The following is a 16,034-nucleotide window of genomic DNA, read 5'->3' as shown; positions in this document are numbered from 1 at the left end:
TATGGTAGGGATTTTGCTCATGACACATGCACCGCTGGGACAGGCCTTCATCGCCGCCTGCGCGCATGTGTTCCGGGGGCCAACGGAACGGTTTGAAGCCATCGACGTCGTCGCCGACCAGGACCTGGCGGAAGTGCAGAAGCTGGCATCGGACGCCATCTGCCGCCTCGACGATGGTTCCGGCGTGCTGGTGATTACCGACGTGAAGGGCGGCACACCGTCGAACTGCTGCAACAAGCTGGCCGATGCGGGTCGCGTGGAAGTCATCGCCGGCATCAGCCTGCCGATGTTGCTGCGCGCCATCACGTATCGCCGCGACACGCTCGACGTGGTGGTGGAGATGGCGCTGGCCGGTGCGCAAAGCGGCGCCGTGCGCGTCGATAACCGCATTCGCGTGGGCGAGTAAAGAGTGACATGGCCGCCGCCCTGAAGGCGGCGGATTTTATAGGCAATGGCTGGTAACAATGCAGTGCATTCAGGGATAGAGACCATACAAAAATGATTCAAAAAGAACTCGAAATCATCAACAAGCTGGGACTGCACGCACGCGCCTCCGCCAAATTTACCCAGCTCGCCGCCAAGTTCAAGAGCGACGTCTGGCTGACCCGCAACGCGCGCCGCATCAACGCCAAGTCCATCATGGGCGTGATGATGCTGGCCGCCGGCAAGGGCGCGAAAGTGACGCTGGAAGCCGAGGGCGATGATGAGCAGGCATGTGTCGATGCGCTCACCGCCCTGATTAATGACAGGTTTGGCGAAGGCGAGTAATGCTCGCCGAACGCAGCCGCAGCCGCATTCCGACAGGTCACCCCATGGCATCTTTCACGCTCCACGGCATCCCGGTCTCCCGCGGCATCGCCATTGGCCGCGCGCATCTGCTGGCGCCGGCCGCCCTTGACGTCAAACACTACCTGGTCGCCCAGGAACAGATCGAAGCCGAAGTCCAGCGTTTGCAAAACGCCATCGCCGCCGTTCACAAGGAACTGCAAACCCTGTGGAACGAGCTGCCGAAGGACGCCCCCACGGAACTGGGCGCCTTCATCGACGTGCATGCGCTGATCCTGTCGGATCCGCTGATCGCCGAAGCGCCGCTCGACATCATCCGCTCGCGCCACTACAACGCCGAATGGGCGCTGCTGACGCAAATCGATGAATTGTCGGCCCAGTTCGACGAAATCGAAGACCCGTATCTGCGCGAACGCAAGGCCGATATCCAGCAAGTGGCCGAACGCGTGCTGAAGGTCTTGCTGGGCACGGAACAGCTGCTGCCAAAAGCGGCCACGGCGGATGAGTTGGTGGCGCAGATGATCGTCGTCGCCCACGATATCTCGCCGGCCGACATGCTGCAGTTCCGCGACCGCTCCTTCATCGGCTTCATCACCGACGTGGGCGGGCAGAACTCGCACACGGCCATCGTCGCACGCAGCCTCGATATCCCGGCCGCCGTCGGCATGTCGCAGGCATCGATGCTGATCGACCAGGACGACTGGCTGATCATCGATGGCGACGCCGGCGTCGTCATCGCCAACCCCAGCGCCCTGGTGCTGGAACAGTACCGCGAGCGCCAGACGGCCATGCAGCGCGCGCGCAAGAAGCTGGGCAAGCTGAAAAAGACGCCGGCCGTGACCAAATGCGGCACGCCCGTCACCCTGCTGGCGAATATCGAACTGCCCGAGGATTGCGCGTTTGCGCTGGAATCGGGCGCCAGCGGCGTGGGCCTGTTCCGTTCCGAATTCCTGTTCATGGGTCGCGCCCACAAGATTCCCACCGAGGACGAGCAATTCGAGGCTTACCGCAACACGGTGCAGTCGATGAAGGGCCGCGTGGTGACCATCCGCACGCTCGACATCGGCGCCGACAAGCCGCTCGACCAGGCCGACCATACGGCCTTGAATCCCGCATTGGGCTTGCGCGCCATCCGTTACTGCCTGGCCGAGCCGCAATTGTTCCTGACGCAGCTGCGGGCGATTCTGCGTGCCTCCGCCTTTGGCAAGGTGCGCATCCTGATCCCGATGCTCGCGCATGCGTTCGAGATCGACCAGTCGCTGGCCATGATCGCGCAAGCGAAGGCCAGCCTGCGCGAGGAGGGCGTCAAGTTCGACGACGAGGTCGAAGTGGGCGCCATGATCGAGATTCCCGCCGCCGCGCTGGCCTTGCCCATGTTCGTCAAGCGCATGGATTTCCTGTCGATCGGCACGAATGATTTGATCCAGTACACCTTGGCCATCGACCGCGTCGACTATGAGGTGGCGCATTTGTACAATCCGCTGCACCCGGCCGTGCTGCAACTGATCTCCATGACGATCGCCGCCGGCCACAAGGCGGGCATCGACGTGGCTGTCTGCGGCGAGATGGCGGGTGACGTGAAGCTCACGCGCTTGCTGTTGGGCATGGGGCTGCGCGAGTTTTCCATGCACCCGGCCCAACTGCTGGCGGTCAAACAAGAGATCCTCAACAGCGACCTGGGCCTGATTGCGCCACAAATGCGCAAAATTATGCGTTCCATGGAACCAAATGTGATCGCGGAAGCCGTACAACAGTTGCAGCTCATGTAAACTGTCACCTATCAGCAGCAGGACACCTCGCGCGCGGCAAGAGGTGTCCTGATGCTAAAGTTGCAGCACCTATCATCGCGGTGCTGCATCGACCATGGCCTGTGGGGCCGCCCCCCTTTTATAAACCGACACACATGTCATCCATTGGAATCGTTTCGCCGCAAACCATGTATTTTGCGCAACCCTTGCAGCTGCAAAGCGGCGCATCGCTGCAAGACTATATGTTGATGTATGAAACCTACGGCACCCTGAACGCCGACAAATCGAACGCGGTGCTGGTCTGCCACGCCCTGAACGCCTCGCACCACGTGGCCGGCGTCTACGCGGACGAGCCGAAAAGCATGGGCTGGTGGGACAATATGGTCGGTCCCGGCAAGCCGCTCGACACGGACAAATTCTTCGTCATCGGCGTCAACAACCTCGGTTCCTGCTTCGGCTCGACGGGCCCCATGCACACCAATCCCGCCACCGGCAAGCCGTATGGCGCCGCTTTCCCCGTCGTCACGGTGGAAGACTGGGTCAGCGCGCAGGCGCGCCTGGCCGATGAACTGGGCATCACCCAGTTCGCCGCCGTGATGGGGGGGTCTTTGGGCGGCATGCAGGCGCTGGCGTGGAGCATCATGTTCCCCGAGCGCCTGCGCCACTGCGTGGTGATCGCCTCGACGGCCAAGCTGTCCGCGCAAAACATCGCCTTCAACGACGTGGCGCGCCAGGCCATCCTGTCTGACCCCGACTACCATGGCGGCGACTTCTATGCGCACGGCGTGGTGCCGAAGAATGGCTTGCGCGTGGCGCGCATGGTGGGCCACATCACGTATCTGTCGAACGACGACATGGCGGAAAAATTCGGCCGCAAGCTGCGCGACGCGGCGCAGACGGGCGACTACAAATTCGGTTTCGGCATCGACTTCGAGATCGAATCGTATTTGCGCTACCAGGGCGACAAGTTCTCTGAATACTTCGACGCGAACACCTACCTGCTCATTACCAAGGCGCTCGACTACTTCGATCCGGCGCGCGCGCATGGCGGCGACTTGGCCAAGGCCCTGTCGGGCACCAAGGCCAAGTTCTTCCTCGCCTCGTTTTCCACCGACTGGCGTTTTTCGCCCGAGCGCAGCCGCGAAATCGTCGAGGCGCTCGTCTGCAACCGCCGCCAGGTGACCTATGCGGAAATCGACGCGCCGCACGGCCACGACGCCTTCCTTCTGGAAGACGCGCGCTACATGAACATGGTGCGCGCCTATTATGGCCAGGTATGGAACGACATCGGCGCGGGCTTGCCCGCTCCCGCACAGCACACCGCCGTCCGCCAGGGCGCCAAGGAGACCGCATGACTTTTGACGAATTGAGCGCGCTGCGCCCCGACCTGGCCTTCATCGCCCACTGGGTGCCGAACAACGCGCATGTGCTGGACGTGGGCTGCGGCGAAGGCGTGATGCTGCAGTATCTGCAAAGCGACAAGGAATGCAGCGGTTACGGCATCGAGATTGCCGACGACAAGGTGCTGGCCAGCACCCGCCGTGGCGTGAACGTGATCCAGCAAGACATGGAGAAGGGTCTGTCGATTTTTGGCGACAACAGCTTCGATACGGTGCTGTGCTTGTCGTCCCTGCAGATGATGAAGCAGGTCGAGCCGCTGCTGCGCGACATCGTGCGCGTGGGCGCCGAAGCCATCGTCTCGTTCCCCAACTTCGCCTACTGGCCGCACCGCGTGGCATTGCTGAAAGGCCGCATGCCCGTGTCGAAATCGCTGCCGTACCAGTGGTACGACACGCCGAACGTGCGCTGCGCCACCATCAACGACTTCCGCGAGCTGGCCGAGGAATGCGGCCTGGAAGTGATCGAATGCGTGGCCCTGGCCGAAGGCAAGATGGTCTCCGTGCTGCCGAACCTGCGTGGCGACCTGGCCGTCTTCCGCCTGCGTAAAAAAGCGGTGCATTGATGACCACAAGCCCGGCGCCTAGCTGGCGTTCCCATGCCAATGGCCGCATGCTGGCCGTGCTGGTGCTGGGCTTCAGTTCCGGCCTGCCCCTGTTCATCCTGCTGTACCTGCTGCAGGCATGGTTGGCCAAGTCGGGCTTGAACGTCAAGGCACTGGGACTGTTCGCGCTGGTGCAGTTCCCCTACATCTGGAAATTCCTGTGGGCGCCGCTGATGGACCGCTACCGCATCCTGGGACTGGGACGCCGGCGCGGCTGGATGGCGCTGACGCAAGTGGCGCTGTTCTTTGCCATCGGCGGCATGGGCATGCTGGACCCGCTCACGCAGATCGGCCTGATCGCGGCCGCTGCCGGCGGTGTGGCCTTCCTGTCGGCCAGCCAGGACATCGTCATCGACGCCTACCGGCGCGAAATCCTCAGCGACAACGAGCAGGGCCTGGGCGCGGCCGTCATCGTCAACGCGTATAAAGTGGCGGGCATGGTGCCGGGCGCGCTGTCGCTGATCCTGGCCGACCGCATGCCGTGGCAACCCGTCTTCTGGATCACGGCCGCCTTCATGCTGCCGGGGTTTGTCTGCACCCTGCTGATCAAGGAGCCGACCGTGTACGGCTCGCCGCCGAAGACCATGCGCGAAGCGATCATTCTGCCGTTCCAGGAATTCATCGCGCGCGATGGTTGGCGTAACGCAATGTGGATACTCGCCTTCGTACTACTCTATAAAATCGGCGACAGCATGGCCACGGCGCTGGCGACGAAGTTTTATCTGGACCTGGGTTTTTCCATGACGCAGATCGGCCTGGCCGCCAACACCACGGGTTTCTGGGCCAGCCTGGCCGGTGGCGTGGTGGGCGGCGTGTGGATGCTCAAGCTGGGCATCAACCGGGGTCTGTGGGTGTTTGGCGCGCTGCAGGCGATCGCGATTCTCGGCTTCGCCTGGCTGGCGCAGGTGGGACCGAATACCGTGCTGCTCAGCGCCGTGATCGGTTTTGAAGCGTTCGCCAGCCTGGGGCTGGGCGCGGCCGCCTTTGTCGCGTTCCTGTCGCGCAGCACGGACCCGCGCTACACTGCCACGCAATATGCCTTGTTTTCCAGCCTGAGCGCCGTGCCGCGCACCCTGATCAATGCCTCGGTGGGCTTCCTGGTCGCCGAACTGGGCTGGTTCTCGTTTTTCATCGTGTGCTTCTTCCTGGCCTTCCCGGCCATGATGATGCTGCCTAAAATTGCTCCATGGAGGTCTGCCAATGGCACCAATATCCCTTAAACGTTACACCGTCCTGGCCAGTCTGTGCGCGGCCACCGCGCTGTCGTCCCTGTCCGCCCACGCCCAGCAGGCGACGGTCCAGGATGGCATCAAGGTACGTCCCTTGTCGACTTCGCGCATCTTTGCCGGCGGCGCCGATTTCAATGAACAATCGAAGCAGCAATATACGCAGTTGGTCAACGAGGCGAAGGAAAAAAATGCGCTGGTGCCCGACAGCGATCCGCAAGTGAAACGCCTGCGCGCCATCGCCCAGCGCATCATCCCGTTCGCCACGCGCTGGAACGAGGCGTCGGCCAACTGGAACTGGCAGGTCAACCTGCTCAATTCCGACCAGGTCAATGCCTTTTGCATGCCGGGCGGGCAGATCGCTTTTTACAGCGGCATTATCACCAAACTGAACCTGACCGACGATGAAGTGGCCGTCGTCATGGGCCATGAAATTTCCCACGCCTTGCGCGAACACTCGCAGGCGCAGGCTGGCAAGGGCAACCTGGCCGCCGTCGGCTCGAAGCTGGTGGGCGCGGGCCTGTCGGCCTGGCTCGGCGTCGACCCGAACCTGACCAGCACCGCTACGAACATGGCGGCCAAGGGAGTGATGCTGAAGTTCTCGCGCGACGATGAACGCGAAGCGGACCTGATCGGCATGGACCTGGCCGCGCGCGCCGGTTTCGATCCGCGCGCCGGCGTGGTGCTGTGGCAGAAGATGGCGGCCGTGAGCGCGGGCGCGCCGCCGGAATTCCTCTCGACCCACCCGTCGGGCAAGGACCGCATTTCGCAGATGAACAGCCATATGGCGCAAGTGCTGCCCCTGTACGCGCGCAGCAAGGGCGTCAGCGTGGACGCCTTGCCGCCGTATCGCAGCAACGCCATCGCGCAGCGCTAGGATGTCCAGCCGCCACACCGCCGCACCCTTGCCCATGCGCGACGGCGTGGCGCCCAGCTATCTGTGGCTGCCGGACGGGCAGTGGCCCGACATGCTGTCGTTTCTGCTCGAGCGCTATCCGCAGATCAGCGCCGCGCAATGGCTGGATCGCATGGCGCGCGGTGAGGTGGTCAACGGGGACGGCGCCGTGCTGGCGCCCGATAGCGCATACCGGCGCGGCATGCGCATTTTTTACTACCGCGAGCTGGAACGGGAAACACCGATCCCCTTTCAGGAAGCCATCCTGTTCCAGGACGAACATTTGATCGTGGTCGACAAGCCGCACTTTTTGCCCATGACGCCGGCCGGGCGCTTCGTGCAGGAGACCTTGCTGACGCGCCTGAAGAAAAGCCTGGACTGCGCCGAGCTGACGCCGATCCACCGCCTCGACCGCGAGACGGCCGGCGTGGTGATTTTTTCGCGCCAGGTGGCCAGCCGTGGCGCCTACCAGTCGCTGTTCCAGCGCCGCGAAGTGCGCAAGACGTACGAGGCGCTGGCGCCCGTGCTGGCGGGGCGCGATTTTCCATTCACCTACCGCAGCCGCATGGTCGAGGGCGAGCAGTTTTTCCTCATGCGCGAGGAAGCGGGCGAGCCGAATTCGGAAACCATCATCGAGGTGATCGAAGAGCGCGGCGACGTCAACCTGTACCGGCTGCAGCCGCACACGGGGCGCAAGCACCAGCTGCGCGTGCACCTGGCGTCGCTGGGCATCCCCATCGTCAACGATGCGTTTTATCCCGTGGCCTTGCCGTGCAAGGAAGACGACATGTCGCAGCCCTTGCAGCTGCTGGCGCGGGCCATCGATTTCACGGATCCTTTGACGGGCGAGGCGCGGCATTTTGAAAGCCGGCGCACGCTGGCGTAACCCGTCACCCCAATTGGCGTGTCAACCATGTTGTCGGCAGATCAGGCGTAGGTCGGCTTAGCGCGAAGCGCGTAAGCCGACACCACCCGCGACGTGTCAAAGATCAGCCCTTGATCGTGTAATCGATGATCAAGGGCGCATGGTCGGAAAAACGCTCGTCCTTGTAGACGCTGACCGTATGCGCCTGGGCTGCGATGCCGGGCGTGGCGACGTGGTAGTCGATGCGCCAGCCCACGTTTTTCGCATAGGCTTGTCCGCGGTTGCTCCACCACGTGTACTGGTCTTCGCGCTTGTCCAGGCCGCGGTGCACGTCGACGAAGCCCACTTCGTCGAAGACGCGCGTCAGCCAGGCCCGTTCCTCAGGCAGGAAGCCGGAATTTTTCTTGTTGCCCTTCCAGTTCTTCAGGTCGATTTCATGGTGGGCGATGTTCCAGTCGCCGCAGATGACCACTTCGCGGCCCAGCGCCTTCAATTCGAGTAGGTGCGGCAGGAACAGTTCCATGAAGCGGAACTTGGCTTCCTGGCGCTCGGGGCCGGACGAGCCGGACGGGCAATACACGGAAATGACGGACAGCTTGCCAAAATCGCAGCGCACGTAGCGGCCTTCGGCGTCGAATTCAGGGCTGCCGAAACCGATATGCACGGCGTCCGGTTCGACCTTGCTGTACACGCCCGTGCCGGAGTAACCCTTTTTCTCGGCATAGTGGAAATGGCCATGGTAGCCGTGCGGGTTGAGGAATTCCGGCGTCATGTCGGGCAGTTGCGCCTTCAATTCCTGCACGCAGATGAAATCGGCCGTCTGCGTGCCCATCCAGTTGAAAAAGCCTTTTTTGGCGGCGGAACGGATACCGTTCAGGTTGGCGGAAATAATTTTTGGCATAGGTCGAGAGTGAAAAGGGCGTTGTACGGGGCCGGCGGGCGCGGCATGGCGATTGTCTCGCCGGTGCGCGCGGATTAAAATACAGGCACTTTTAAAAAATGAGGCTAATGTGAATAATTTACGCCAGCAGTTTATCGCGTTTTCAGTATCCAAGGGAGTCTTGCGGTTTGGCGAGTTCACCACCAAGGCCGGGCGCCAGTCGCCGTACTTCTTCAATGCGGGCCTGTTCCATGACGGCGCCACCCTGGCCGAGCTGGCGCAGTTCTACGCGCAGACCCTGCTCGACTCGGGCGTGGAATTCGACATGCTGTTCGGCCCCGCCTACAAGGGCATCACTTTGGCGTCGGCCACCGCCGTGGCGCTGGCCGGCAAGGGCCGCAACACCTCGTTCGCCTTCAACCGCAAGGAAGCCAAGGACCATGGCGAAGGCGGCACCATCGTCGGCGCCAAGCTGCATGGCAAAGTCGTCATCATTGACGATGTGATCTCGGCCGGCACGTCGGTGCGCGAATCGGTGGACATGATCCGCGCCGCCGGCGCCGAGCCATGCGCCGTGCTGATCGCCCTGGACCGCATGGAGCGTTCCGGCCCGGACGGCCAGCTGTCGCCAAGTTCGGCCGTGCAGGAAGTGTCGAAACAGTATGGCATCCCCGTCATCTCGATCGGCAACCTGGACGACTTGTTCGGCTACCTGAATGGCGCGGGCGCCGATCCGGAATTGCTGAAGCACAAAGAGGCTGTTTCCGCGTACCGCAATCGGTATGGTATCTAAGTCGTCCTCTCCAGCAGCGCCCGCAGCCGCGGGTCGCTGCAGGCGGCGGCAGCTTGCGGGTGGCATTGCAACAGCCGCCGCAGCAATGCGCCGCCGATGCCACGCCGCCGGAACGGCGGTTTCACGAACAGCATGTTCACCGTCACTTCATCGGCGCGTTTGCTGATGTCGAGCATGGCCACCTGCTGGCCGTCGATCCACGCGCATAGCGCGCCGTCCCCTTGCCATTCTATCCGCATCACGCCAGCCATGGTTTGACCGCCGCATGCAAGCCCAGGGCGAACAGTCCGGCAAAAAAACACCGTTTGAATACCTGCTGCGCAATGCGTCCGCGCAGCCATTGACCGGCCAGCATGCCGGCCAGCGCCGGCAGCAGCGCATACGCGGAGGCGCCGGCCGCGCCGAGGCTGAAGTCGCCGTGCAGGGCCAGGCTGGCCGCCAGCGCCACGGTCGACGCCGTAAACGCCAGGCCCAGCGCCTGCACCAGCGCATCGCGCGCCAGCCCCAGTCCCTGCAGATACGGCACGGCGGGGATGACGAACACGCCCGTGGCGGCCGTCACCAGCCCTGTCGCCGCACCTGCGATGGGCCCCAGCCACGCTTCGTGCCGGGCCGGTACGCGCAGCTGCAGCGAGAATAATCCCGCCAGCGCATACAGCATCAGCGCCACGCCCAGCGCGACGACGGCCCAGACGCCGCTGCCCTTCTGCAGCAGGGCGCCGCCCACCAGGGTGCCTGCCATGACGGCGGCCAGCATGGGCCACAGGCGCCACAGCAGGGCGCGCAGGCCGGGGCCGGCCGCCAGCTGCCAGACATTCGTCACCATCGATGGCACGATCAGCAGGGCGGCCGCCTGCACGGGCGGCATGACGAGGCTGAGCGTGCCCATGGCCACCGTCGGCAAGCCTAGTCCGACTACGCCCTTGACGAAGCCAGCGACGAGGAAACTGGCGCCGACGGCCAGCAGAAATGACGTCTCCATCTTTTTTATCCAGAGTAATTTTGCGTGGATTTTGCGCTTGCCCGGGGATTTCGCCAAGGCGGATTATTTTGAGTCAGCCTTAGTAAAATACGAAGGCTGATAAGATGGCGAAAAGGAGAGTCGCCATGCGCTTTGATCTGGTCGATTTGCAGCTGTTTGTCAATGTGGTGGAGGCGGGCAGCCTGACGGCGGGGGCCGCGCGCAGCCATCTCGCATTGGCGTCGAGCAGCGCGCGCGTGCGCGGCATGGAAGAGATGCTGGGCATGCCCTTGCTGCTGCGCGGCCGGCGCGGCGTGGAACCGACGCCAGTGGGCCAGACCTTGCTGCATCACGCGCGCCTGGTGCTGCTGCAAATGGAAAAAATGCGCGGCGAACTCGGTGAATTTGCGCGCGGCTTGAAAGGGCAGTTGCGGCTGCTGTGCAATACGGCAGCGCTCAGCGAATTTTTGCCCGAGGCGCTCGGTGCTTTTCTCGACCGCCATCCGAACCTGACCATCGACCTGGAAGAGCGCCTCAGTTACGATATCGTCAAGGCCGTCTCGGAAGGACTGGCCGACATGGGCATCGTGTCCGACTCGGTCGACATGCGTGGCTTGCAGACGTTTTTGTTCCGCCCCGACCGGCTGGTGGTGATCGCCGCGGCCGACGGCGTGCATCACCGTGCCTTGGGCCAGGATGGCGTCGTCGACTTTGCCAGCGTGCTGGATCACGATTTCATCGGCCTGGCCGACGACAGCGCGATGCAGCAGTATCTGGGCATGCATGCGGCGCGCCTGGGGCGTCCGTTGAAGGTGCGCGTGCGCCTGCGCAGTTTCGATGCAGTCTGCCGCATGGTGGCCAGCGGCGTGGGCATCAGCGTGGTGCCGCTGGCGGCGGCCAGCCGCTGTCAGCAGACGATGGCGCTGCGCTGCCTGGAATTATCCGATCCCTGGTCGGTACGCAATCTGACGATCTGCGTGCGCCAGTTCAGTGAATTACCCCTGTATGCGCGCCAGCTGATCGATCATCTGAAGGCGTGACAGGGCATGACAGGAGCAGCGATGCGTTTTTCAGAAGACAAGATGGCCAGCCTGCGGTGCAGCGACCAGGTCGAGCGGCCGATCCACATCTGGCAGCCAGCAGCGCCACCACGTGCCGTGATCCTGGCGATCCACGGCGGCATGGCGCATGCGGGCGACTACGTCACGCCGGCGCTGGCCTTCCGCCAGCACGGCATCGCCACCGTCAGTTTCGACATGGTGGGTCACGATGGCCAGCGCAAGGTCGATATCCCTTCGTTCGATGCCTTCCTCGACGACGAGGAATTGTTCCTCGCGTGGGTCAAGGCCACGTATCCGGGCGTGCCTATCTTCGTCATGGGGCATTCCATGGGCGGCCTGATCGCCACGCACCTGGGCTTGCGGCGCTTTGCGGGCGATGCGGCGATCAAAGGCTTCATCATCTCGTCGCCGTATTACGTGAATGCGATTCCCGTGCCGAAGGTGCTGCAGATGTTGTCCGGCTGGCTGGCGCAGCGCTTCCCCACGATGAAGGTACCGCTGGGGAACTTGACCATGCTGCTGACGCACGATCAGACCATCACCGCGCGCCATTTCCAGGATGAGCGTGACGGCATCCGCGCCAGTGCGGCGTCGGTGCGCTTTGCCCATGCCTTGACGTCGGCGCAAAAGGAGCTGGCGGGCGGCTTGTCCGGCTGGCGCTTCCCCCTGTTCGCCGTGGTGGCCGGCGACGACAAGCTGGCCGACAGCCGCGCCACGGAAAGCATGCTGCGCAGCGTGCCCGATGGCCTGCTCGACTATCACTACTATCCAGCCAATTATCACGAGAATTTCAATGAAGTGAACCGCGACGTGATCTTTGCCGCCATCTTGGCGTGGATGGAGAAACTGCTGGCACCCGTAGCGCCGTGAGGCGCCAGTATCGTTATAATCGGATTCACTGAATTGACCGCCGGCGCATGCCGGCCCGGTCCCCGCGGCACAGGGGAATACTCAAGGAATGAACGATGCGCTTGCTGATTGCCCTGATACTCCCGTGGCTGACCTTTTTCACCATCGGCCGTCCGATCGCCGGCATCATTTGCCTGATCCTGCAAATCACCCTGATCGGCTGGCTGCCAGCGGCGATCTGGGCCGTGTACTCGCTGAGCCAGTACAAGACGGACCAGAAGATCGCCGAGGCCATGCGCCGGCGCTGATGCGGGGCTAAGTCTTGTTTAAGCTGCGCTTCCTATCTTGATTCAACCGACATGAGGAGAGTGAGATGGCACCAGACAGACGCGGTACCCTGACCCTGGCGGCGGCAATGCTGGCCGCCGGGCTGTTGCTGGGAAGTGCGGCGCAGGCGCAAAGCGACAGCGCACTGCCGCCCGTGCAGAAAAGCGGGGCGGTGGAATACCTGAGCGGCGGCATCGGCCTTGATGAATCGACGGCCATCAAGAGCGCCAGCCGGCATTGGCCCTTGAGCCTCGTGTTTTCCGTGCAGGCGGCGGGCAAGGCGGAATTTGCCTCCGACGTGAAGCTGGAGATACGCGACGCCAAGGGCGCGCCCGTGCTGGAAACGACGGCCAGCGGACCGTTCCTGCTGGCGAAACTGGCGCCGGGCAGCTACAGTCTGCACGCCACCCTGGCCGGCAAGACACTGGAACGCAAGGTGCAGGTCAAAGCAGGCAGTTCTGCGCGGGTGGAACTGGTCTGGCCGGCGGGAACGAACCAGGGCCGGCCTTGATGCCGGGCGACGGCAAGGCGCCTGAACAGGGCTTGTCGGCGCGGGGCTTGTCGGCACATATCCTGCCCACGTCGGCGACGATGGTGGGCGTATGCATGACGGTGCTGTCAATCGGCCACCTGGCGCCGCGCGGCGAGGTGCGCGTGGCCATCGACAAGCTGCTGGCTGTCGATGCCATCGTCTTTCTCGTCAGCGCCGTGCTCTCGTTCATGTCGCTGCGCCCCGGCCAGTCGCGCTTACGTTACGAATGGTGGGGCGAGCTGCTGTTCATCTGCGGCCTGGCCCTGCTGGCGCTGGGGGCCGTGGTACTGGCCTTCGTCATCAACTGAACCCGATCAGCTGACCGCGAGCACGCGCCCTTCGGCGGCACTTTGCAGCGCCAGTTCGATCAGGCGTATCGTCGCTGCTGCATCTTCGGCCGCCACGGGCGCCGCTGCGCCATGGCGGATGGCGTCGGCCATGCCCTGGTAAAAGTCCTGGTAGCGGCCTGCCTGCATCTCGAGGTGCTCACAATGTCCGTCCGGCTGCGTGCCCAGGTGCAGTGCGCCGCGCACGGGATCCACGCCCCAGCCGGGTTGGCCCGGCCTGCCGCCGGCCTTCAGCGCGTCTTCCTGCGGGTCGAGGCCAAACTTCACGAAACTGCCCTTGTCGCCATGCACGGCGAAGCGCGCCGTCGGCGCCTTCACCAGGCAGCCCGCTTGCAGCACCATGCGCAACCGGTCGTAGTACAAAACGATGTGCATGTAGTCGACGGCTTGCGCGCCCTCGCGCTGCAGGGCGATATCGGCATACAGCTTTTCCGGCTGGCCGAACAGCTGCACGGCCTGGTCCAGCATGTGCGGGCCCAAGTCGTACAGCAAGCCGCCACCGGGTGCGCCTGACTCGCGCCAGCGCTGGCGGATCTCGGGGCGGAAACGGTCGAAGTGCGATTCGACGCTGGCGATGCGCCCGAGGGTGCCCTGGGCCAGCAGCGCTTTCAGGGTCAGGAAGTCGCCATCCCAGCGGCGGTTGTGATACACGCTGAGCACCAGCTTGCGTTCTTTCGCCAGCGCGATCAGGCTCTGTGCCTCGGCACTGGAAATGGTGAAGGGCTTGTCGACCACCACGTGCTTGCCCGCTTGCAGGGCCGCTTGCGCCAGGCTGAAATGCGCCTCGTTGGGCGCCGCGATGACGACCAGTTCGATGGATGGATCGGCAAACAGCTGCGCCGCATCCGCATACACGGTGGCGTGCGGCCAATCCTTGTGCACGAGCTCCGGCTTGCTGGAGGCGACGGCCGTCAGTTCCAGGGCATCGATGGCGGACAGCACGGGAGCGTGGAAGGTGGAGCCGGCAAAGCCGTAGCCGACCAGGCCGGTTTTGATCTTGTTCATGGCGTGTTCACAGGTGCGTGGAAGAATCCATGATCATACCCGCAAGCGGGCGGCGGCAGCGCTGCAGCAATGTTGCAACGCCGCCGCTCCTGCCTTAGTTCAGGCGCCAGACGTATTGCACCTTGACGCTGGCGCTGACAGGCTTGCCGCCAGCGAGGGCCGGCTTGAACGTGCACTTGGCGATGCCGCTGCGCGCCGCCTCGTCGAGGGCGGGGTGGCCGCTGCTTTTAACCACGCTCGACCCCGTTACCTTGCCGGTGGCATTCACGTCGAAAGACATGTTGACCGTGCCCTCTTCCTTCGCCTGCAAGGATGCGGCTGGCCAGACCGGCTTGCCGCAGACGCCAAAGTCGATGACGGGGCGGCGCTCGAGCACGGGCGCGCTGTCGGCGGCAACGGCCTGGCCGTAGATGCCGAGGCAGGCGCCGGCCAGTGCCAGCAGCGGCACGGCCGCCTTCCAGTTCAGGGTGTGTGGTGCGGGGCGCAGCAATCGTTTGATACGAGACATAAGATCTCCTCCGTTGGCCGCCTGGGCCAGGTGGTGGGTTGAGAACTGGAGACGTTCCAGTTCCGAAAGTGCAAGAGCCAGACGCCGCGGTTCGCCCAGTTGTCTTGCTGCGGAATCATCTGCAATGTGTTCGCGTTCGAGGCGCACGCCGCGTGAAATCCACCAGACGGCAGGGTGGAAGAACAGCAGCGCCTCGATGGCGTTTTGCAGCAGGTTGACCAGATAATCGTGGCGCCGGATGTGCGCCAGTTCGTGCGCCAGCAGCGCGTCGAGCAGGTGCGGCGGCATGCCGGTCAACAGCGCGGCGGGCACCAGCACCATGGGGCGCCAGATGCCGGCAGTGAGCGGGCTGGCGATTCCGTCGAGCACGCGCAGCCGCACGGGCCGCGTCACGCCGGCATCGTGCGCCATGTGCGACAGCCTGGTCTGCAGTTGTCCATGCGTGGCGCCCGTGTTCCTTGCGCTGCGCTCTATCCACAGCATGCCCAGCGCCATGCGTACGGCCAGCACGGCGGCGCACAGGGCCCACACGCCGACGATGGCGCGCAGCAGCAAGTCCAGGTCGGGCAGGCTGTCGGGTGCCAGCAGGGCGGGCGGCAGCAAGGCGCTGGAGTACAGGGCGCCCGTGGCGTCGCCGCCGGCCAGGCGCAGAGACAAGCCCGCCGCCGGCCATGCCAGGCAGGCCAGCAGGGCGCCGCAACCGACGGCGTAGCGCGCTTCCGGACGCGCATTGCGCAGGGCCCCCCACGCCAGCGCCGTGGCGCAACCGATCAGCAAGCCTTGCCACAGGAAGTGCAGCAGGGTCCAGCCCAGCGCTGGCACGAAGCCGCTCATGACTGATCGTCCTTGAGCATTTTTTCGATTTCTTCGCGTTCGGCGCGCGACACGCCCGTGCGCAGCGCCGCCAGCACCAGCGCCTTGGCCGAACCGGCAAAGGCTTTCTGCATCAATTCCTTGAGCAGGTTCGTCTGCAGGCTGTCCTGCGCCTGCGCCGGCGCATACACGTGCGAGCGCTGGCTTTCGTCGCGGATCAGCAAGCCCTTGCCGTGCATGATCTGCATCAGGCGCAGCACAGTGCCGTACGTGATGGCTGGCTTGGCCAGTGCCATCGCCTCGTGCACCTGCTTGGCCGTGGCGGCGCCCAGCGGCCACAGTGCCTGCAGCAGATCAAGTTCGGCTGCCGTCGGTTTCGGGATATCGTGCGTCTTGGCCATGCTGTTTTCCTCTTGCCGGAATTTCAATATGGCTA

The 16,034-nt window shown here is 63.9% G+C and carries 20 protein-coding genes; 14 read left to right on the top strand and 6 right to left on the bottom strand.

The window, feature by feature from the left end:
- Position 1: 1 nt before the first annotated feature.
- From ACPJXG_RS25010 to ACPJXG_RS24975, 8 genes are all read left to right on the top strand, one after another.
- Positions 2-406 carry a PTS sugar transporter subunit IIA gene (locus ACPJXG_RS25010; protein ID WP_035824452.1) on the top strand — a complete coding sequence of 135 codons (405 nt, stop codon included), beginning with the start codon at positions 2-4 and terminating at the stop codon, positions 404-406.
- Positions 407-498: 92 nt separating this feature from the next.
- Positions 499-768 (top strand): HPr family phosphocarrier protein, encoded by a 270-nt coding sequence (locus ACPJXG_RS25005; RefSeq protein WP_010393142.1) that lies wholly within the window; start codon positions 499-501, stop codon positions 766-768.
- A gap of 44 nt (positions 769-812) precedes the next feature.
- Positions 813-2,555: a phosphoenolpyruvate--protein phosphotransferase gene (gene ptsP / locus ACPJXG_RS25000; protein ID WP_035828605.1), complete on the top strand. Its 1,743-nt coding sequence runs from the start codon at positions 813-815 to the stop codon at positions 2,553-2,555.
- Between the two features lie 134 nt (positions 2,556-2,689).
- A complete protein-coding gene (gene metX / locus ACPJXG_RS24995; RefSeq protein WP_425252636.1) occupies positions 2,690-3,889 on the top strand; it encodes a homoserine O-succinyltransferase MetX in 1,200 nt (399 codons plus the stop codon).
- On the top strand, positions 3,886-4,497 hold the full coding sequence (gene metW / locus ACPJXG_RS24990; RefSeq protein WP_034749410.1) for a methionine biosynthesis protein MetW: 612 nt from the start codon (positions 3,886-3,888) through the stop codon (positions 4,495-4,497). Before metX ends, metW begins: the two co-directional genes overlap by 4 nt.
- Positions 4,497-5,756, top strand: a complete 1,260-nt coding sequence (locus ACPJXG_RS24985) for an AmpG family muropeptide MFS transporter (RefSeq protein WP_425252635.1) — start codon at positions 4,497-4,499, stop codon at positions 5,754-5,756. The genes metW and ACPJXG_RS24985 overlap by 1 nt, the downstream gene beginning before the upstream one ends.
- Positions 5,737-6,639: a M48 family metallopeptidase gene (locus ACPJXG_RS24980; protein WP_425252634.1), complete on the top strand. Its 903-nt coding sequence runs from the start codon at positions 5,737-5,739 to the stop codon at positions 6,637-6,639. Before ACPJXG_RS24985 ends, ACPJXG_RS24980 begins: the two co-directional genes overlap by 20 nt.
- 1 nt (position 6,640) lies before the next feature.
- Positions 6,641-7,543: an RluA family pseudouridine synthase gene (locus ACPJXG_RS24975; RefSeq protein ID WP_425252633.1), complete on the top strand. Its 903-nt coding sequence runs from the start codon at positions 6,641-6,643 to the stop codon at positions 7,541-7,543.
- 103 nt (positions 7,544-7,646) lie between these two features.
- On the opposite strand, the gene ACPJXG_RS24970 is transcribed toward ACPJXG_RS24975, so the two are convergent.
- Entirely contained in the window at positions 7,647-8,423 is a 777-nt protein-coding gene (locus ACPJXG_RS24970; protein ID WP_102296326.1) for an exodeoxyribonuclease III, read from the bottom strand.
- A 109-nt stretch (positions 8,424-8,532) separates the two neighbouring features.
- Here ACPJXG_RS24970 and pyrE point away from each other — a divergent pair, with 109 nt between their 5' ends.
- Positions 8,533-9,195, top strand: coding sequence for an orotate phosphoribosyltransferase (pyrE, locus tag ACPJXG_RS24965; RefSeq protein ID WP_096233755.1), 663 nt, complete (start codon positions 8,533-8,535; stop codon positions 9,193-9,195).
- On the opposite strand, the gene ACPJXG_RS24960 is transcribed toward pyrE, so the two are convergent.
- Together ACPJXG_RS24960 and ACPJXG_RS24955 are read right to left on the bottom strand one after the other, a co-directional pair.
- Positions 9,192-9,446, bottom strand: a complete 255-nt coding sequence (locus tag ACPJXG_RS24960; protein ID WP_425252632.1) for a GNAT family N-acetyltransferase — start codon at positions 9,444-9,446, stop codon at positions 9,192-9,194. The two genes, pyrE and ACPJXG_RS24960, sit on opposite strands and share 4 nt — an antisense overlap.
- The gene (locus ACPJXG_RS24955; protein ID WP_425252631.1) at positions 9,434-10,177 is read right to left on the bottom strand and encodes a sulfite exporter TauE/SafE family protein; all 744 of its coding nucleotides are present in this window, start codon (positions 10,175-10,177) and stop codon (positions 9,434-9,436) included. The genes ACPJXG_RS24960 and ACPJXG_RS24955 overlap by 13 nt, the downstream gene beginning before the upstream one ends.
- A gap of 125 nt (positions 10,178-10,302) precedes the next feature.
- Here ACPJXG_RS24955 and ACPJXG_RS24950 point away from each other — a divergent pair, with 125 nt between their 5' ends.
- The 5 genes from ACPJXG_RS24950 to ACPJXG_RS24930 all read left to right on the top strand — a co-directional run bounded on the left by ACPJXG_RS24950 (position 10,303) and on the right by ACPJXG_RS24930 (position 13,233).
- A complete protein-coding gene (locus tag ACPJXG_RS24950; protein WP_034749390.1) occupies positions 10,303-11,196 on the top strand; it encodes a LysR substrate-binding domain-containing protein in 894 nt (297 codons plus the stop codon).
- 21 nt (positions 11,197-11,217) lie between these two features.
- Complete coding sequence (locus ACPJXG_RS24945; protein WP_425252630.1) at positions 11,218-12,087, top strand: alpha/beta fold hydrolase; 870 nt, start codon at positions 11,218-11,220, stop codon at positions 12,085-12,087.
- Positions 12,088-12,182: 95 nt separating this feature from the next.
- Positions 12,183-12,374, top strand: a complete 192-nt coding sequence (locus ACPJXG_RS24940) for a YqaE/Pmp3 family membrane protein (protein WP_035824477.1) — start codon at positions 12,183-12,185, stop codon at positions 12,372-12,374.
- Between the two features lie 65 nt (positions 12,375-12,439).
- On the top strand, positions 12,440-12,904 hold the full coding sequence (locus ACPJXG_RS24935; RefSeq protein ID WP_425252629.1) for a carboxypeptidase regulatory-like domain-containing protein: 465 nt from the start codon (positions 12,440-12,442) through the stop codon (positions 12,902-12,904).
- A complete protein-coding gene (locus ACPJXG_RS24930) occupies positions 12,904-13,233 on the top strand; it encodes a hypothetical protein (protein ID WP_319993447.1) in 330 nt (109 codons plus the stop codon). Before ACPJXG_RS24935 ends, ACPJXG_RS24930 begins: the two co-directional genes overlap by 1 nt.
- Before the next feature lie 6 nt (positions 13,234-13,239).
- On the opposite strand, the gene ACPJXG_RS24925 is transcribed toward ACPJXG_RS24930, so the two are convergent.
- The 3 genes from ACPJXG_RS24925 to ACPJXG_RS24915 all read right to left on the bottom strand — a co-directional run bounded on the left by ACPJXG_RS24925 (position 13,240) and on the right by ACPJXG_RS24915 (position 15,999).
- Positions 13,240-14,277: an oxidoreductase gene (locus ACPJXG_RS24925; RefSeq protein ID WP_425252628.1), complete on the bottom strand. Its 1,038-nt coding sequence runs from the start codon at positions 14,275-14,277 to the stop codon at positions 13,240-13,242.
- A 94-nt stretch (positions 14,278-14,371) separates the two neighbouring features.
- On the bottom strand, positions 14,372-15,619 hold the full coding sequence (locus tag ACPJXG_RS24920; RefSeq protein WP_425252627.1) for a TonB family protein: 1,248 nt from the start codon (positions 15,617-15,619) through the stop codon (positions 14,372-14,374).
- On the bottom strand, positions 15,616-15,999 hold the full coding sequence (locus ACPJXG_RS24915; protein ID WP_046683490.1) for a BlaI/MecI/CopY family transcriptional regulator: 384 nt from the start codon (positions 15,997-15,999) through the stop codon (positions 15,616-15,618). Before ACPJXG_RS24915 ends, ACPJXG_RS24920 begins: the two co-directional genes overlap by 4 nt.
- Positions 16,000-16,034: the final 35 nt, after the last annotated feature.

Source organism: Janthinobacterium sp. NFX145 (genome assembly GCF_049810325.1).
GTDB classification, from domain to species: Bacteria; Pseudomonadota; Gammaproteobacteria; order Burkholderiales; family Burkholderiaceae_D; genus Janthinobacterium; species Janthinobacterium rivuli.
The sequence above is the reverse complement of the archived record's forward strand: the minus strand, read 5'-3'. Positions and strand labels throughout refer to the sequence as shown.

Excerpts from the sequence above, each read along its gene's own strand:
- ACPJXG_RS24975 (WP_425252633.1), top strand. The coding sequence starts at position 6,641 with ATGTCCAGCCGCCACACCGCCGCACCCTTGCCCATGCGCGACGGCGTG.
- ACPJXG_RS24930 (WP_319993447.1), top strand. The coding sequence starts at position 12,904 with ATGCCGGGCGACGGCAAGGCGCCTGAACAGGGCTTGTCGGCGCGGGGC.
- ptsP (WP_035828605.1), top strand. The coding sequence starts at position 813 with ATGGCATCTTTCACGCTCCACGGCATCCCGGTCTCCCGCGGCATCGCC.
- ACPJXG_RS25005 (WP_010393142.1), top strand. The coding sequence starts at position 499 with ATGATTCAAAAAGAACTCGAAATCATCAACAAGCTGGGACTGCACGCA.
- ACPJXG_RS24985 (WP_425252635.1), top strand. The coding sequence starts at position 4,497 with ATGACCACAAGCCCGGCGCCTAGCTGGCGTTCCCATGCCAATGGCCGC.
- ACPJXG_RS24925 (WP_425252628.1), bottom strand. The coding sequence starts at position 14,277 with ATGAACAAGATCAAAACCGGCCTGGTCGGCTACGGCTTTGCCGGCTCC.
- metX (WP_425252636.1), top strand. The coding sequence starts at position 2,690 with ATGTCATCCATTGGAATCGTTTCGCCGCAAACCATGTATTTTGCGCAA.
- metW (WP_034749410.1), top strand. The coding sequence starts at position 3,886 with ATGACTTTTGACGAATTGAGCGCGCTGCGCCCCGACCTGGCCTTCATC.
- ACPJXG_RS24950 (WP_034749390.1), top strand. The coding sequence starts at position 10,303 with ATGCGCTTTGATCTGGTCGATTTGCAGCTGTTTGTCAATGTGGTGGAG.
- ACPJXG_RS24935 (WP_425252629.1), top strand. The coding sequence starts at position 12,440 with ATGGCACCAGACAGACGCGGTACCCTGACCCTGGCGGCGGCAATGCTG.
- ACPJXG_RS25010 (WP_035824452.1), top strand. The coding sequence starts at position 2 with ATGGTAGGGATTTTGCTCATGACACATGCACCGCTGGGACAGGCCTTC.
- ACPJXG_RS24940 (WP_035824477.1), top strand. The coding sequence starts at position 12,183 with ATGCGCTTGCTGATTGCCCTGATACTCCCGTGGCTGACCTTTTTCACC.
- ACPJXG_RS24945 (WP_425252630.1), top strand. The coding sequence starts at position 11,218 with ATGCGTTTTTCAGAAGACAAGATGGCCAGCCTGCGGTGCAGCGACCAG.
- ACPJXG_RS24970 (WP_102296326.1), bottom strand. The coding sequence starts at position 8,423 with ATGCCAAAAATTATTTCCGCCAACCTGAACGGTATCCGTTCCGCCGCC.
- ACPJXG_RS24955 (WP_425252631.1), bottom strand. The coding sequence starts at position 10,177 with ATGGAGACGTCATTTCTGCTGGCCGTCGGCGCCAGTTTCCTCGTCGCT.
- ACPJXG_RS24960 (WP_425252632.1), bottom strand. The coding sequence starts at position 9,446 with ATGGCTGGCGTGATGCGGATAGAATGGCAAGGGGACGGCGCGCTATGC.
- ACPJXG_RS24920 (WP_425252627.1), bottom strand. The coding sequence starts at position 15,619 with ATGAGCGGCTTCGTGCCAGCGCTGGGCTGGACCCTGCTGCACTTCCTG.
- ACPJXG_RS24980 (WP_425252634.1), top strand. The coding sequence starts at position 5,737 with ATGGCACCAATATCCCTTAAACGTTACACCGTCCTGGCCAGTCTGTGC.
- ACPJXG_RS24915 (WP_046683490.1), bottom strand. The coding sequence starts at position 15,999 with ATGGCCAAGACGCACGATATCCCGAAACCGACGGCAGCCGAACTTGAT.